General features: G+C 61.8%; 13 protein-coding genes. 9 read left to right on the top strand and 4 right to left on the bottom strand.

Annotation, left to right across the window (positions count from 1 at the left end):
• Window positions 1-19: 19 nt before the first annotated feature.
• Together SLW75_RS24745 and SLW75_RS24750 are read right to left on the bottom strand one after the other, a co-directional pair.
• On the bottom strand, window positions 20-835 hold the full coding sequence (locus SLW75_RS24745) for a rhodanese-like domain-containing protein (protein WP_296315038.1): 816 nt from the start codon (window positions 833-835) through the stop codon (window positions 20-22).
• Window positions 836-881: 46 nt separating this feature from the next.
• The gene (locus SLW75_RS24750) at window positions 882-2,417 is read right to left on the bottom strand and encodes an HDOD domain-containing protein (protein WP_410935710.1); all 1,536 of its coding nucleotides are present in this window, start codon (window positions 2,415-2,417) and stop codon (window positions 882-884) included.
• A 213-nt stretch (window positions 2,418-2,630) separates the two neighbouring features.
• Here SLW75_RS24750 and motA point away from each other — a divergent pair, with 213 nt between their 5' ends.
• Complete coding sequence (gene motA, locus SLW75_RS24755) at window positions 2,631-3,482, top strand: flagellar motor stator protein MotA (protein ID WP_037015764.1); 852 nt, start codon at window positions 2,631-2,633, stop codon at window positions 3,480-3,482.
• 3 nt (window positions 3,483-3,485) lie between these two features.
• Entirely contained in the window at window positions 3,486-4,541 is a 1,056-nt protein-coding gene (gene motB / locus SLW75_RS24760) for a flagellar motor protein MotB (protein ID WP_065987813.1), read from the top strand.
• 133 nt (window positions 4,542-4,674) lie between these two features.
• Here motB and rsgA read toward each other — a convergent pair whose 3' ends face one another.
• Window positions 4,675-5,706: a small ribosomal subunit biogenesis GTPase RsgA gene (gene rsgA / locus SLW75_RS24765; RefSeq protein ID WP_065987812.1), complete on the bottom strand. Its 1,032-nt coding sequence runs from the start codon at window positions 5,704-5,706 to the stop codon at window positions 4,675-4,677.
• A gap of 113 nt (window positions 5,707-5,819) precedes the next feature.
• On the opposite strand from rsgA, the gene orn reads away from it, so the two are divergent.
• Both orn and SLW75_RS24775 read left to right on the top strand, forming a co-directional pair.
• On the top strand, window positions 5,820-6,356 hold the full coding sequence (gene orn / locus SLW75_RS24770) for an oligoribonuclease (RefSeq protein ID WP_065987811.1): 537 nt from the start codon (window positions 5,820-5,822) through the stop codon (window positions 6,354-6,356).
• Window positions 6,357-6,473: 117 nt separating this feature from the next.
• Window positions 6,474-7,085, top strand: a complete 612-nt coding sequence (locus SLW75_RS24775) for a trimeric intracellular cation channel family protein (RefSeq protein WP_065987810.1) — start codon at window positions 6,474-6,476, stop codon at window positions 7,083-7,085.
• 12 nt (window positions 7,086-7,097) lie between these two features.
• Here the strand turns inward: SLW75_RS24775 and queG are convergent, their stop codons facing one another.
• Window positions 7,098-8,216, bottom strand: coding sequence for a tRNA epoxyqueuosine(34) reductase QueG (queG, locus tag SLW75_RS24780; protein ID WP_141695142.1), 1,119 nt, complete (start codon window positions 8,214-8,216; stop codon window positions 7,098-7,100).
• Between the two features lie 62 nt (window positions 8,217-8,278).
• Between queG and SLW75_RS24785 the strand changes: the two genes are divergently transcribed.
• Genes SLW75_RS24785 through miaA form a run of 5 tightly spaced genes read left to right on the top strand, consistent with a single transcriptional unit; the run spans window position 8,279 to window position 14,642 of the window.
• On the top strand, window positions 8,279-9,775 hold the full coding sequence (locus tag SLW75_RS24785; RefSeq protein ID WP_410935711.1) for an NAD(P)H-hydrate dehydratase: 1,497 nt from the start codon (window positions 8,279-8,281) through the stop codon (window positions 9,773-9,775).
• Window positions 9,763-10,233, top strand: coding sequence for a tRNA (adenosine(37)-N6)-threonylcarbamoyltransferase complex ATPase subunit type 1 TsaE (tsaE, locus tag SLW75_RS24790; protein WP_065987807.1), 471 nt, complete (start codon window positions 9,763-9,765; stop codon window positions 10,231-10,233). The genes SLW75_RS24785 and tsaE overlap by 13 nt, the downstream gene beginning before the upstream one ends.
• Before the next feature lie 13 nt (window positions 10,234-10,246).
• Window positions 10,247-11,689 (top strand): N-acetylmuramoyl-L-alanine amidase, encoded by a 1,443-nt coding sequence (locus SLW75_RS24795; RefSeq protein WP_208600739.1) that lies wholly within the window; start codon window positions 10,247-10,249, stop codon window positions 11,687-11,689.
• Window positions 11,690-11,715: 26 nt separating this feature from the next.
• Window positions 11,716-13,671 carry a DNA mismatch repair endonuclease MutL gene (mutL, locus tag SLW75_RS24800; RefSeq protein WP_410935753.1) on the top strand — a complete coding sequence of 652 codons (1,956 nt, stop codon included), beginning with the start codon at window positions 11,716-11,718 and terminating at the stop codon, window positions 13,669-13,671.
• On the top strand, window positions 13,671-14,642 hold the full coding sequence (miaA, locus tag SLW75_RS24805) for a tRNA (adenosine(37)-N6)-dimethylallyltransferase MiaA (RefSeq protein ID WP_410935712.1): 972 nt from the start codon (window positions 13,671-13,673) through the stop codon (window positions 14,640-14,642). The genes mutL and miaA overlap by 1 nt, the downstream gene beginning before the upstream one ends.
• Window positions 14,643-14,674: the final 32 nt, after the last annotated feature.

The following is a 14,674-nucleotide window of genomic DNA, read 5'->3' on the forward strand; positions in this document are numbered from 1 at the left end:
TCCACACCGGGCGCCGATTTTATGTCTCGACCGGGGTGTCCGGATGGTTGCCCCATTCGCCCCAGGAGCCGGCGTAGCCCTTGACCCTCGGGTAACCCAGCGCCTTGGCCACCAGATAGGTGAAGCCCGAGCGATGATGGGTCTGGCAGTGGGTAATGATTTCTTTCTCCGGAGTGATGCCCAAGTCTTCAAGGATCTTCGGCATGTCCTTGCGGATGCGCAGGTGGCGCGCCTGATCCATGCCGGCGGTCCATTCGAAGTTCACGGCGCCGGGAATGTGACCTCCCTTCGCAGCGACGACTTTTTCGCCGGAGTACTCGGTCGGCGCGCGCGCGTCCCAGATCGCCAGGTCAGCAGCGCCCAGGCGGCTTTGCAGGTATTCGCGGGTGGCCGTGGGCTCGTCGTGCAGAGTCAGCGAAACCGGACCGCCAACGGCTTTCGGCACCTCAGTCGACAGCGGCAGGCCTTCGGCTTGCCAGGCGAGCAGGCCACCGTCGATATAGTGATACTTTTTGTGTCCGATGACGTCGAGCAGCCAGATGAACCGGCCGGCCCAGCCGCCGCCTTCGTCGTCATACACCACGTATACCGCGTCGGGGTTGTGGCCCAGTTCGCCGAACAGCGCTTCCAGTTGCGTGTGCGAGGGCAGCAGCCCCGGCGCTGGCGGCAGGCCCAGTTGCGTACGCTTCGGATCGACGAATCGCGCGCCGGGAAGGTGGCCGGCCTCGTAGCGGGCCGGGCTGGTCAGGTCGACCAGAATGAGCTCTGGCGCGCTGAGGCGTGCTTGCAGGTCTGCGGGCTCGATGACCAGCGGCAAGCTTGAAAAGGCAGACATCTAGCGTCTCCGGATCGCGAAAAGGTTGCGAATTGTAGCTCAGCCGTCAGCCATTGCGATGGCTAAAGGCAGTAAGCGCTTTCTCGATGCACTGACCGGTTTTTCCGAAAGCCTGGACGGACATCTCGGAAAACGGGCCACCGCCCTGATCGGCCATTACCATCATCACCACGCGTCCGTTGCTGGCCAGTGAGCGGATCAGCAGGTTCTCGCCGCTGAACAAATTGCGCAGTTGTGGCGGCAGCAGCGCCGAAAACTGAGCGTTGTTGGCCGGCGTCAGGCGTAATTGCGTGGGCTGGGCGAGCAGGCGTTGCAGCACGGTGCTGTCTTTGTAAGGCACCAGCAACGCCGCGGCCGACTTGTCCACACCCGCAATCTGATGCACACGCAGGCTGTCGGTCTTGCGATCGGTCATCAGCAACACCACCCGCTGCATGCCCGCCGCTACCAGAGCGTCCCGGGCGCAGGTGGTCAGGTGTATCGCGTTGATGAAAATGCCGGGCTCTTTCAGCAGATCCGCGCAATGCTTGCGCCACAGTTGCAGGGCGTCGGGCGAGGGTGGCGGGGCGGGCAGCAAGCCTTTATGGATCCTTCGTGCATGCCACGGCCAGAGCAACGCCTGCGCGGGGTGCCAGATATCCGGGCCGGAATGCTGGCGAGCGCTGGCGGCCGCGCTCTGGTGAACCTGCTGCTGGAGATCATCCAGTGGCTGCTGCAGATACAGGCTGGTCAGCAGCTGCCAGCGCAGGTTGTGCGGCGTGTCCCAAGCCTGGTGCGCCGACAGCGCAAGACCGTTGGCCAGCAGGATTGTATTGGCAGGCTGGTTGAGCCAGCGGCGCAGCGGCAAGTCGGCGTCGAGTTGCTGTTGCTGCTTGACCGGGTCGTCGTTGCTGTGGGCGATGCGCAGCACTCTCACCAGATTGCGTTGCTGAGAGGTCAGCAGTGCGTAGCCCTGGGTCACCCAGATCGGCAGGCGCCAGTGCTGTGCCAGGGCCTGACACAGATGCACCAAGCGCACGCCAAACAGAGCGTTTTCCACAGCCTTCGCGCACTCTCCTTTGTGGATAACCCGTAACTCCCACTCTTCCAGCAGCTTGGGATGCGCCAAGGCCATCGGCCAGAGCGGCGACAGAAATAGCAGGCTGCCCAGATGGATGTCCTGCCACAGCCGCGCCAGTTGATTGGCGAACAGGCCGTAAGCCTGCTGCATGGCGTGCTGACTGATCAGCTGTAGCTGACGGAGCGCCACCGGAATATCCCGTGCATCGACACTGGGCAGTCGCGCCAACAGCGCTTCGGTGCGCGCCAGGCCCAATCGGTTGATCGCGACTTCAAGGCTCTCCGCAGGCTGGGCGGTGGCGGGGCTGTTCAGGTTGGCGTCACGCAAAACGTTGAGCACCAGCGCCGGGCTGTCCTGCATGAGATCGGCAATATCGCGCAGCGAGCGGCGGCTATCGGTCAAGGCCGCCTGCACGCGTTTATACGCCACGGCGGGCACCGGCAAGGCGATGCCGTCGAGCTGCTTTATCCAGGTATCGAGGGTGCGCGGGACAGGGAGCGAAGAAGCTTTATCTGATTGCATTCACAACACCCGTACGGCTGGGAGGTTTTGATCAATGTAGGGTACTGGCATCATGCTGGCCCTCATGGACGCAACGTCCTGGGCCATGCATCGATCAGCATTTTCCTGTGATCTGACTATAGTCTGGCGCATTCATGCCGATAAGCAGGACAAGAGTTTCAAGCGCTTCTCGCACAATGACCATGAACCCGACTCAGTAAGTATTTTCTACCTATGGCAAAAATTATCGGCATCATCGTCGTTTTCGCGAGCGTTCTCGGCGGATACGTCCTGTCCCACGGTCAGATCGCAGCGTTGATCCAGCCTTTCGAGGTCATGATCATCGGCGGTGCGGCGCTGGGTGCATTCCTGCAAGCCAACCCGGGCTACATGACCATGCTGGTCATCAAGAAGTCCTTGAAGATGTTCAGCACCCGGTTCACCCATGGCTACTACCTCGAAGTGCTGGGCCTGGTCTACGAGATCCTCAACAAGAGCCGTCGCGAAGGCATGATGGCCATCGAAGGCGACATCGAGGAGCCCGAGAACAGCCCGATTTTCGCCAAATACCCTGGCGTGCTCAAAGACACCCGCATGATCGCTTTCATCTGCGATTACCTGCGCATCATGTCTTCCGGCAACATGGCGCCCCACGAGTTGGAAGGCTTGTTCGACATGGAATTGCTGAGCATGAAAGAAGAACTCGAGCATCCTTCCCACGCCGTGACCGGTGTCGCCGATGCCATGCCAGGTTTCGGTATCGTTGCTGCGGTACTGGGTATCGTGGTGACCATGGCCTCCCTGGGCTCCGGCGACAAAGCGGCGATCGGCATGCACGTCGGCGCGGCGCTGGTCGGTACCTTCTTCGGTATTCTCGCGGCCTACGGTTTCTTCGGCCCGTTGGCCACTTCCCTGGCCCACGATGCCAAGGAAGAAATGAACGTCTATGAATCGATCAAAGCTTCCCTCGTAGCGTCCGCGTCCGGCGTGCCGCCTTCGCTGGCCGTGGAGTTCGGTCGCAAGGTTCTGTATCCGGCCCATCGCCCCAGCTTCAGCGAGCTGGAACAAGCTGTCCGCGGTCGTTGATCCATGGAAAATAATCAGCCGATCATCATAAAGCGCGTCAAGCGCTATGGCGGAGGGCATCACGGCGGCGCCTGGAAAATCGCATTTGCCGACTTCGCGACGGCGATGATGGCGTTCTTCCTGGTGCTGTGGCTGATGTCGTCGGCCACGCCGGAGCAACTGCTCGCCATCGCCGGTTACTTCAAGGACCCGGTCGGGTTTTCCGACAGCGGTTCGCCCTACGTCATTGACCTGGGCGGTTCGCCGGAAATGTCCCCGGACCAGACGCTGAACCCGGAGGTGCAATCCACGCCTTCGCCGGATCGTGTGCCGGTCGACGCGGATCAGCAGGACGCCGCCGCCGAGCAGGTCGAGCAGGACCGTCTGGAAATGTTGCTGCAAGAGTTGCAGAACAAGATCAACGAGAATCCGCAACTGGCGAAGTTCAAGGACCAGATTCTGTTCGAGATCACCCAGGACGGTTTGCGTATCCAGATCACGGACGCCGAAAACCGTCCGATGTTCGACATCGGCAGTGCGAAGTTAAAACCGTATTTCGAAGACATCTTGCTGGCCATGGCCGACACCATTAAAGCGGTGCCGAACAAAGTCAGCATCAGTGGTCACACCGATGCGACCCCTTTTGTTGGCAACAACGGCTTCGGCAACTGGGAGCTGTCGTCCGGTCGAGCGAACGCTGCTCGTCGTGCGCTGCTCGCGGGTGGGTATCCGGATCAGCAGGTGGCGCGCGTGGTAGGTTATGCGTCTTCGGCACTGTACGACAAAGAGCACCCGCAAAATCCGATCAACCGTCGCATCGACATTGTGGTGATGACCAAGAAAGCGCAGCAGCGGATCGAAGGCGCGCAGAATTCAGGCGAAGCACCGCAAACCCCGGATGCGCCTGGAGCCGCTGCGCCATTGCCGGCACCTGGCGCTACCGCACCGGCCAATCAGCCGGGGGCGTCAATTTCCACACCGGCAGTTGATCCCCAGGCTTATGCCCAGCCCCACGAGATTCGGCAGAAGCTGAACATCTTCGATCAGGGCCAGCTGAAGATCGACGAAACCAAGAACTGATACTGGGTTGCAGACGCAAAAACGCCGCGATGATCGCGGCGTTTTTGTTTGCGCAGTTCAAGCGCTGGGATCGCAGTCAGTAGGACCGGCTTCAGCCGGGAAGGCCTAAATCGGATTGGCCACTACCGCTGAATCAATAACTGCTTTCCGGCAAGCTGGCGATGATTGAGCGATAGCTGTTCATGCGCTGTTGCTGCACGCGGCCGTCTGCAAGGCCCTGCAATAAGGCACAACCGGGTTCGCGGTCGTGTTTGCAGTCGCGGAAGCGGCATCTGCCGAGCAGGTCGTTGAACTCGATAAAACCCGCTTCGACGTCTGCACGACTGACGTGGCCCAGACCGAATTCACGAATACCCGGTGAGTCGATCAGGTCGCCGCCGCGCGGAAAGTGGAACAGGCGCGCGGTGGTCGTGGTGTGCGTGCCTTGGCCCGAATACTCCGACAATGGCCCGACGCGCGTGCCGACTTCCGGCAGCAGGCTGTTGACCAGCGAGGATTTGCCAACGCCGGACTGACCGACGAACACACTGATGTGGCCATCCAGCTGGTCCTGCAACTGCTGCATGCCATCGCCGTGGTGGGCCGACACTTCCAGCACGGGATAACCCAGAGTGCGGTACACCGCCAGCAGCGCATTGAGCGCCGGGGCGTTCTGATCGTCGATCAAGTCAAACTTGTTCAACAGCAACAACGGGCGAATCCCCGCATGCTCAGCGGCCACCAGGTAGCGGTCGATCAGATTGGCATGGGGTTCGGGCATCGGTGCGAAAACGATGACGATCAAGTCAACGTTGGCGGCGACCGGCTTGAGCTGGCCCCGGCTGTCCGGGCGGCTCAGTTCTGTATCGCGGGGCAACTGCGCAACGATGACGCCGATGCCCTGATTACCCGCGCGCCACACGACGCGGTCGCCGGTCACCAGCGCTGGCAGGTTGGCACGCAAGTGACAGCGGAAAACCTGACCCTGCAGCTCGCCGTCCTGCGCTTCGACTTCTACCTGCACGCCAAAGTGCGCGATGACAAGGCCCGTTTGCTCGGGACCGAGATCGCCGCCTTCCAGCGTTTCGAGAGCGGTTGATTCACGTTTGGCGGCACGCGCGGCGCGTTCGCCCTGAATCTTTTCGATGCGCCAGTTCTGGCGGCGGTTGAGTTGGCGTTTGGCCATGGGTGTTCAGTGTTCCGTTTGAAGACGCATAAAGGTGCTGATTTGATAAAGCGCGGGCGAGTCTAGCACGCCCGGGTGGGCTAAACTGCGCGCCAACGCTGAGGAGCCGACATATGCAGAACAAACAGAATCTTATCTGGATCGACCTGGAAATGACCGGTCTGGACCCTGATAACGACGTCATCATCGAGATGGCAACCATCATCACTGACAGCGAGCTCAACACCCTGGCCGAAGGCCCGGTCATCGCGGTGCATCAGAGCGATGAGCTGCTGAACGGCATGGACGAATGGAACACCCGCCAGCACGGCGGTTCCGGCCTGACCCAGCGCGTGCGCGAAAGCAAAATCTCCAACGACGAAGCCGAGGCCATGACGCTTGAGTTCATCAAGCAGTGGGTCCCCGAGCGCAGTTCGCCCATCTGCGGCAACAGCATCTGCCAGGACCGTCGCTTCCTGTACAAGCGCATGCCGACGCTGGAAAACTATTTCCACTACCGCAACCTCGACGTCTCGACCCTCAAGGAACTGGCTGCACGCTGGTCCCCTGACCTCAAGTTCAAGAAGGGCAGCACGCACCTGGCGCTGGACGATATCCGTGAGTCGATCGCCGAGCTGCGTTTCTACCGCGAGCACTTCATCAAGTCGTGACAGCAGGGCGCTGGCGGCCAATCGCAGTCGCCTGGAGAGAGCGCTAAACCAAACGCTCTCTTTTGGTGCCCCGGTCGAGTGGTTAGACTGCGCCCCTTTCTCGCAGGGACTGCCGCCATGTTGTTGATGCTCTACCTGATCGCCATTACGGCCGAAGCCATGACCGGCGCGCTGTCCGCAGGCCGTCGCGGCATGGACTGGTTCGGTGTGGTGCTGATCGCCTGCATCACGGCGCTGGGCGGCGGTTCGGTTCGCGACGTGCTGCTGGGGCATTATCCGCTGACGTGGGTCAAGCACCCGGAATACCTGATCCTTACCAGCATTGCAGCGCTGGTGACCATCTTCATCGCACCGCTGATGCGCCATCTGCGCTCGCTGTTTCTAGTGCTCGATGCACTGGGATTGGTGGCGTTTACCCTGATCGGCTGCATGACCGCGCTGGACATGGGCTTGAGCATGACCGTCGCCGCCGTGAGCGGGGTGATCACCGGCGTGTTTGGCGGGATCCTGCGGGATATTTTCTGCAACGACATCCCCCTCATCTTCCGCCGCGAGCTGTATGCCAGCGTGTCGTTTGCCGCCGCATGGTGTTTTTTGCTGTGTCAGTACGCCGGCTTGCCGGTGGAGCAGGGCACGCTGATCACGCTGTTTGGCGGATTGTTACTGCGGCTGCTGGCGATCAAGTTTCGCTGGGAAATGCCGAAGTTTGTTTACAAGGACGGGCACTGAACCGGCGCGTAATTACAACAAGCGCCCTGGGGCCCTGGCTTCATGCTGCCCCAACGCCCATTCCACATGCTCGCGCACCATCTCTGACGGATGCTCCCGCCGCGCTTTCAGCGCTTCGATCACGGGGATGGTAGACGGCGCGTTACCCAGCCCCACGGCCAGATTTCTCAACCACCGCTCATACCCGGCGCGCCGCAACGGTGAGCCTTCGGTGTTGCTCAGGAAGGTGGTCTCATCCCACAAAAACAGCGTGGTCAATTCGGCGTTATCAAGGCCGTGACGGGGTTTGAAGTCCGTTTGATCGGTCGGCCGTGCGAAGCGATTCCACGGGCAGACGATCTGGCAGTCATCGCAGCCGAACACCCGATTGCCGATCAACGCACGCAGGTCTTCGGGGATCGACGTCTTCAGCTCGATGGTCAGGTAGGAAATACACTTTCGCGCATCCAGCACGTAGGGTCCGACGAAGGCGTTGGTCGGACAGACATCCAGGCACGCCGTGCAGCGCCCGCAATGCTCGGTGGCGTGTGGCGCGTCTACCGGCAGCGGCAGGTCGACGAACAGCTCGCTGAGGAAGAAATAACTGCCGGCCTTGCGATTGAGCACCAGGGTGTTCTTGCCGATCCAGCCCAGCCCGGCCTGCTCGGCAATGGCCTTCTCCAGCACCGGTGCGCTGTCGACGAACGCGCGAAATCCGAATGGTCCGATCGCCTGTTGAATGCGCTCCGCCAGTTGCTGCACGCGCTTGCGGATCAGCTTGTGGTAATCACGGCCCAGGGCGTAACGGGAAACGTAGGCTTTCTCGGGCTGCCCCAGCAACTGAGCCATCTGCGTGTCGCCGGGAAGATAGTCCATCCGCAACGACACCACGCGCAGCGTTCCCGGCACCAGCTCGTCCGGATGCGAACGTTTGCTGCCATGCGCTGCCATATAGTCCATCTCGCCGTGGTACCCGGCGTCGAGCCAGCGCTCCAGGTGCTGCTCGTGCTCGGCCAGGTCCAGCCCCGAGATTCCGACTTGCTGAAAGCCGAGCTCGCGCCCCCAACCCTTGATCGATTGGGCAAGGTCGGTCAGCCCGGCTGCCGTTAGAGGCACTGGAGCTGTGGATGGGTCTACAGTTATCGCGGACATGCAAAGAGGACACCGGGGCGCAGGTGCGTATAATTCTGCCAGACATCGGAGCCCAAAGACGCATGTTGCACAGCAAACCCCCATTTCCCGACGCACTGTACAGCGCCGCTCAGGTGCGCGACCTCGACGCACGCCTGATTGCTGCCGGCACGCCCGGCTTTGAGCTGATGCAGCGCGCTGCCCATGCTGCATGGCGGGCAATACGTCGTCGCTGGCCCGAGGGCAGGCAGCTGACAGTGATGACCGGTCGCGGCAACAACGCCGGCGACGGCTACCTCGTGGCTGCGCTGGCCCGGCGTGCCGGCTGGCACGTTCACGTGCTGGCTGTGGGTGACTGCGCAGCGCTGGGCGGCGACGCTCGATCCGCTTATGAAGAGGCGGTTGCCGCCAAGGTCGATATTCAGCCCTGGCAACAGCAGGCGCTGGCCGGCATCGTTGTCGACGCGCTGCTGGGCACAGGGCTGACGGGGGACGTGCGCGATCCTTACGCGGCGGCCATTGAAGCCATCAACGACAGTGGATTGCCCGTAGTGGCCGTCGATCTCCCTTCAGGGCTCTGCGCCGACACCGGCCGAACACTGGGCGTCGCCGTCCGCGCCGATCTGACCGTCACCTTCATTGGCCTCAAGGTCGGGCTGTTCACTGGCGATGCGCCCGAACTGGTCGGCGAGCTGGTGTTCGATGACTTGCAGGCGGACGCCGAGATCATTCGGCAAACCCCCGTCAGCGTCAAACGGCTGGACACCTTCAATCTGCCCACCCTGGCGCCTCGCTCACGCGTCGCACACAAGGGCATGTTTGGTCGCGTGCTGGTGGTGGGCGGCGATCGAGGTTTCGGCGGCGCAGCATTGCTCGCCACCGAAAGCACGCTGCGCACCGGCGCCGGCATGGTCACGCTGGCCACGCGGCCGGAACATATCAGCGCCGCGCTGACGCGATTCCCTGAAGTGATGAGCGCCGGCATCAGCTCGGCCAACCAGCTCCTCGCCTTGATTGAGCCTGCGTCGGTGCTGGTGGTGGGTCCGGGGCTCGGCCAGCACAGTTGGGGAAAAAGCCTGTTGTCTGCGGCCGCGAACGCGCCGTTGCCGCAGGTCTGGGATGCCGACGCGCTGAACGAGCTGGCGACCGGTGCCGTGCAATTGCCCGAGGGCAGCGTGATCACCCCGCATCCTGGCGAAGCCGCGCGTCTGCTGGGCACCGACACGAAACACATTCAAGCCGATCGTCCGGCTGCGGCGCGTGCGCTGGCCAGGAAATTCAATGCTGTATGCGTTTTAAAAGGCAGCGGCAGCCTGATCGCCAACCCGGCAGGTGACCTCTCACTGGCCGATCACGGCCATCCGGCGATGGCGACCGGCGGGCTGGGCGATGTCTTGTCCGGTGTCATCGGCGCGCTGATGGCGCAAAAGATGAGCGCCTATGACGCTGCTTGTCTGGGCGTCTGGCTGCACGCCTTCGCTGGTGAGCAATGCGGCGCCGGCGGGCGAGGGCTGGCTGCCGCTGATCTGATTCCTGTTATTCGCCAGCTTCTGGAGGAGCACCAACCGTGTCTGAGTTAACCCTGGCGCTCATGGGTGAAGAGGCCATGACCCACTTCGGCGCACGTATTGCCCAAGTGACTGAAAGCAATGGGATTATTTTTCTGGAGGGTGATCTGGGGGCGGGCAAGACCACGCTGTCCCGAGGGATCATTCGCGGCCTGGGGCATACCGGCGCGGTAAAAAGTCCGACGTTTACGCTGGTAGAACCTTACGAAATTGGGAGAAACCGCGCGTATCACTTTGATCTCTACCGACTTGTTGATCCAGAAGAGCTAGAATTCCTCGGCATCCGGGACTATTTCGAAGGCGATGCCCTTTGTCTTATCGAATGGCCCAATCTTGGTGCAGGCTTTTTGCCAAAGCCTGACCTGATCATTACCATAAGGCCGCTCGACGAAGGTCGAGCGTTGACGTTGAGCCCAAAAAGCTCGCGTGGCGAGATGTGGTGTGCCGCTTTGGCGCCTTCGTTTAAATAGACATTCAATAGATATGGGGTTTGGTATGCGCATGCGCGCGCTGGTTACTGTGATAGGACTGCTGCTGGCGACACTGGCTGTCGACGCGTTGGCCGCTTCACAGGTACGAAGTGTCCGCTTATGGCGTGCCCCGGATAACACGCGGCTGGTTTTCGACCTGTCTGGCCCTGTTCAGCACAGTGTCTTCACGCTGCAGTCCCCTGATCGTCTGGTCATCGACATCAACGGCGCCACCCTGGGTGGGCCGCTGAACGTGCCGACGGCCAACACGCCGATCACCAGCATGCGCTCGGCGCAACGCACGCCTGACGACCTGCGTGTGGTCATCGACCTGAAGAAGGCCGTGACGCCGAAGAGCTTCACCCTCGCGCCGAACCAGCAATACGGCAACCGTCTGGTGGTCGACCTGTACGACAACGCCGCCGATGCCAATCCGCCGCCGTCGGTTGCCGATACCCCGGCCACCACCGCGCCTGCGACGCCCGCAGTGGTGCCGGTCAGCCCGTCCAAGCCTGAAATCAAGCTTACCCCTGTGCCAAACGGCAAGCGCGACATCGTTGTCGTCATCGATGCCGGTCACGGCGGAGAAGATCCGGGTGCGTCCGGCGGTCGCGGTGAGAAAGAAAAGAACGTCGTGCTCGCGATTGCCAAGGAGCTTCAGCGCCAGATCAACGGCGAAAAGGGCTACCGCGCCGAGCTGACCCGTACCGGCGACTACTTCATCCCGCTGCGTAAGCGCACGGAAATTGCCCGCGCCAAAGGTGCTGATCTGTTCGTGTCCATTCATGCCGACGCGGCGCCTTCTTCGGCGGCCTTCGGCGCTTCGGTGTTTGCCCTGTCGGAACGCGGCGCGACCTCCGAAACAGCACGCTGGCTGGCGGACAGTGAAAACCGTTCCGACTTGATCGGTGGCGCCGGGGCCGTGAGTCTCGATGACAAAGACCGCATGCTCGCGGGTGTGCTGCTCGATTTGTCGATGACCGCATCACTGACTTCAAGCCTGAACGTCGGCCAGAAGGTCCTGACCAACATCGGCCGCGTAACCTCGCTGCACAAGTCCCGCGTCGAGCAGGCCGGCTTCATGGTGCTGAAGTCGCCGGACATTCCGTCGATTCTGGTCGAGACCGGCTTCATCTCCAACGCGGCCGAAGCGAACAAGCTGCAAGGCACCAGCCACCAGCAGGCCCTGGCGCGCTCCATCACGGCGGGCGTGAAGCAGTTCTTCCAGCAGAATCCGCCGCAAGGCACGTACATCGCCTGGCTGCGGGATAACGGCAAGCTGGCCATGGGCGCACGCGAGCATACGGTGCGTCCCGGCGAGTCGTTGAGCATGATCGCGGCGCGCTACGACATGACCATGCCGATGCTTCGTACAGCCAATCATCTGAGCTCTGACGAGCTGAAAGTCGGGCAGGAGCTGAGAATCCCCAGCGCAGAACTGGCAGGTGAGCCGTGACTGACCTGTTGCTGGGTGATCAAGAGCTGGATGTCAGCGTAAGCCCCGATTTACCTGCGGCCGAGGCTGCGCGTATCCAGCTGCTGAGCCCGCGGCTCGCCAACCAGATTGCTGCGGGCGAGGTCGTCGAGCGGCCAGCGTCGGTGATCAAGGAGTTGCTCGAAAACAGCCTTGATTCCGGCGCGCGCCGTATTGATGTCGACGTCGAGCAAGCCGGCATCAAACTGTTGCGGGTTCGCGACGACGGCGGCGGCATCTCCTCGGATGATCTGCCCCTGGCACTGGCCCGACATGCCACCAGCAAGATCCGCGACCTGGAAGACCTTGAGCGAGTCATGAGCCTTGGCTTCCGGGGCGAAGCGCTGGCGTCGATCAGTTCCGTGGCGCGCCTGACGTTGACGTCTCGCACGCGCGACGCCGATCAGGCCTGGCAGGTCGAGACCGAAGGCCGCGACATGGTTTCCCGTGTTCAGCCCGCTGCGCATCCCGTCGGCACCTCCGTGGAAGTGCGTGACCTGTTTTTCAACACCCCTGCACGACGCAAGTTTCTTAAGGCCGAGAAAACCGAGTTCGATCACCTCCAGGAGGTAATCAAGCGCATGGCGCTGGCTCGGTTCGATGTGGCCTTTCATTTGCGCCATAACGGCAAGACTGTCCTGAGCCTGCATGAAGCCCACGATGACGTCGCGCGCGCGCGTCGGGTTTCGGCTATTTGCGGCCCCGGGTTTCTGGAGCAGGCGCTGCCGATCGAGGTCGAGCGCAACGGTTTGAGGTTGTGGGGATGGGTGGGGCTGCCGACTTTCTCGCGCAGTCAGGCCGATCTGCAGTATTTCTTCGTCAATGGCCGTGCAGTGCGCGACAAACTGGTTGCCCACGCTGTGCGTCAGGCTTACCGCGACGTGCTGTTCAACGGCCGGCATCCGACCTTCGTGCTGTTTTTCGAAGTCGATCCGTCGGTCGTCGACGTCAACGTCCACCCGACCAAGCACGAAGTGCGGTTCCGCGACGGGCGCATGGTTCACGATTTCCTCTACGGCACGCTGCATCGCGCCCTCGGCGATGTACGACCTGAAGATCAGCTCGCGGGCACCACCTCGGTTACCGCGCTGGTGCGGCCAAGCGGGCCGGATGCCGGCGAGTTCGGGCCCCAGGGCGAAATGCGCCTGGCCAATAACGTGCTCGAAACGCCACAAGGTCAGGCGTGGAACCCGCCGGCCGGATCTGCGCCAGGCTCTGGCAGTGGTGCGGGTTACCAGTATCAGTACACGCCGCGGCCGTCGTCGGTGCTTCCGGCTGAAGAGGCGCGTGCCGCTTACAGCGAATTCTTTGCCCCTCTGCCCGGCGTGCAGGCATCGGCGAGCGCAGGCAGCGTGTCGCTTCCCGAATCCCAGGGCGATGTTCCGCCGCTGGGTTATGCACTCGCTCAGCTCAAGGGTATTTATATCCTCGCGGAAAACGCCCACGGCCTGGTGCTGGTGGACATGCACGCGGCCCATGAGCGAATCATGTACGAGCGCTTGAAGATCGCCATGGCCAGCGAAGGCCTGAGCGGTCAGCCGCTGCTGGTGCCGGAGTCCATTGCGGTCAGCCAGCGCGAAGCCGACTGCGCCGAGGAACACATGGTCACCTTCCAGCAGCTGGGCTTCGAGTTGCAGCGCCTTGGGCCGGAGACTCTCGCTATCCGGCAGATCCCCGCGCTGCTGAAACAGGCTGAGGCGCATCGACTGGTGCACGATGTGCTGGGCGATCTGATGGAGTACGGCACCAGCGATCGCGTTCAGGCGCACATGAATGAGCTGCTCGGCACAATGGCGTGCCACGGTGCGATCCGCGCCAATCGCCGGCTGGCCATCCCGGAAATGAACGGGCTGCTGCGTGACATGGAAAACACCGAGCGCAGCGGTCAATGCAACCATGGACGGCCCACCTGGACCCAGCTGGGTCTGGATGATCTGGACAAACTATTCCTGCGCGGTCGCTGATGAGTGCTCTTCCTCCGGCCATCTTTCTGATGGGGCCGACCGCCGCCGGGAAAACCGATCTCGCCATCGAGCTGACCAAAGTGCTTCCGTGTGAGCTGATCAGCGTGGATTCCGCGCTGGTGTACCGCGGCATGGACATCGGCACTGCCAAGCCATCAAAAGCGCTGCTGGAGACGTGTCCGCACCGTCTCATCGATATCCTCGACCCGAGCCAGAGCTACTCTGCGGCGGATTTTCGAACCGATGCCTTGCACGCCATGGCGGAAATTACCGCCCGGGGAAAAATTCCCCTGCTGGTGGGCGGCACGATGTTGTATTTCAAAGCTCTACTGGAGGGCCTGGCCGATATGCCTGCGGCTGACGCCGAGATTCGTGCGCAGATTGAGGCGCAAGCGGCCAGTCAGGGCTGGCAGTCGTTGCATGATGAGCTGGCGAGCATCGATCCGGTGTCGGCGGCGAGAATTCACCCCAACGATCCCCAGCGGCTGGTTCGCGCGCTGGAAGTCTTTCGGGTCAGCGGCATGAGCATGACCGCGCACCGGGAACAACAAAGTGCGCAAAGTGCTCAAGCGAGCGCTTCGGGGCGTCATCAATTGCCCTATACTGTCGCAAATCTCGCGATCGCACCGACGGATCGCAAGGTGCTCCACGACCGAATTGCTGTGCGTTTCAGGCAAATGCTTGATAAAGGATTCGTTGAAGAAGTCGTAGCGCTACGTTCGAGGGGTGATCTGAACTCGAATTTACCGTCTATAAGAGCTGTGGGGTATCGCCAGGTCTGGGATCATCTGGACGGCAAGCTGACTCGGGACCAGATGCAGGAGCGCGGCATCATTGCCACGCGCCAGCTGGCCAAGAGGCAGTTCACCTGGTTACGCAGCTGGCAGAATTTGCACTGGTTGGACAGCCTGGCTTGCGACAATCTGCCACGCGCCTTGAAATACCTGGGGTCGGTCTCCATATTGAGCTGAGTCCTTGCAATAGCCGTCTATCCTTGGGGGAT

The organism is Pseudomonas sp. W5-01 (assembly GCF_046540435.1).
GTDB lineage: Bacteria > Pseudomonadota > Gammaproteobacteria > Pseudomonadales > Pseudomonadaceae > Aquipseudomonas > Aquipseudomonas graminis_B.

Excerpts from the sequence above, each read along its gene's own strand:
- SLW75_RS24745 (WP_296315038.1), bottom strand. The coding sequence starts at position 835 with ATGTCTGCCTTTTCAAGCTTGCCGCTGGTCATCGAGCCCGCAGACCTG.
- SLW75_RS24750 (WP_410935710.1), bottom strand. The coding sequence starts at position 2,417 with ATGCAATCAGATAAAGCTTCTTCGCTCCCTGTCCCGCGCACCCTCGAT.
- motA (WP_037015764.1), top strand. The coding sequence starts at position 2,631 with ATGGCAAAAATTATCGGCATCATCGTCGTTTTCGCGAGCGTTCTCGGC.
- motB (WP_065987813.1), top strand. The coding sequence starts at position 3,486 with ATGGAAAATAATCAGCCGATCATCATAAAGCGCGTCAAGCGCTATGGC.
- rsgA (WP_065987812.1), bottom strand. The coding sequence starts at position 5,706 with ATGGCCAAACGCCAACTCAACCGCCGCCAGAACTGGCGCATCGAAAAG.
- orn (WP_065987811.1), top strand. The coding sequence starts at position 5,820 with ATGCAGAACAAACAGAATCTTATCTGGATCGACCTGGAAATGACCGGT.
- SLW75_RS24775 (WP_065987810.1), top strand. The coding sequence starts at position 6,474 with ATGTTGTTGATGCTCTACCTGATCGCCATTACGGCCGAAGCCATGACC.
- queG (WP_141695142.1), bottom strand. The coding sequence starts at position 8,216 with ATGTCCGCGATAACTGTAGACCCATCCACAGCTCCAGTGCCTCTAACG.
- SLW75_RS24785 (WP_410935711.1), top strand. The coding sequence starts at position 8,279 with ATGTTGCACAGCAAACCCCCATTTCCCGACGCACTGTACAGCGCCGCT.
- SLW75_RS24795 (WP_208600739.1), top strand. The coding sequence starts at position 10,247 with ATGGGGTTTGGTATGCGCATGCGCGCGCTGGTTACTGTGATAGGACTG.
- miaA (WP_410935712.1), top strand. The coding sequence starts at position 13,671 with ATGAGTGCTCTTCCTCCGGCCATCTTTCTGATGGGGCCGACCGCCGCC.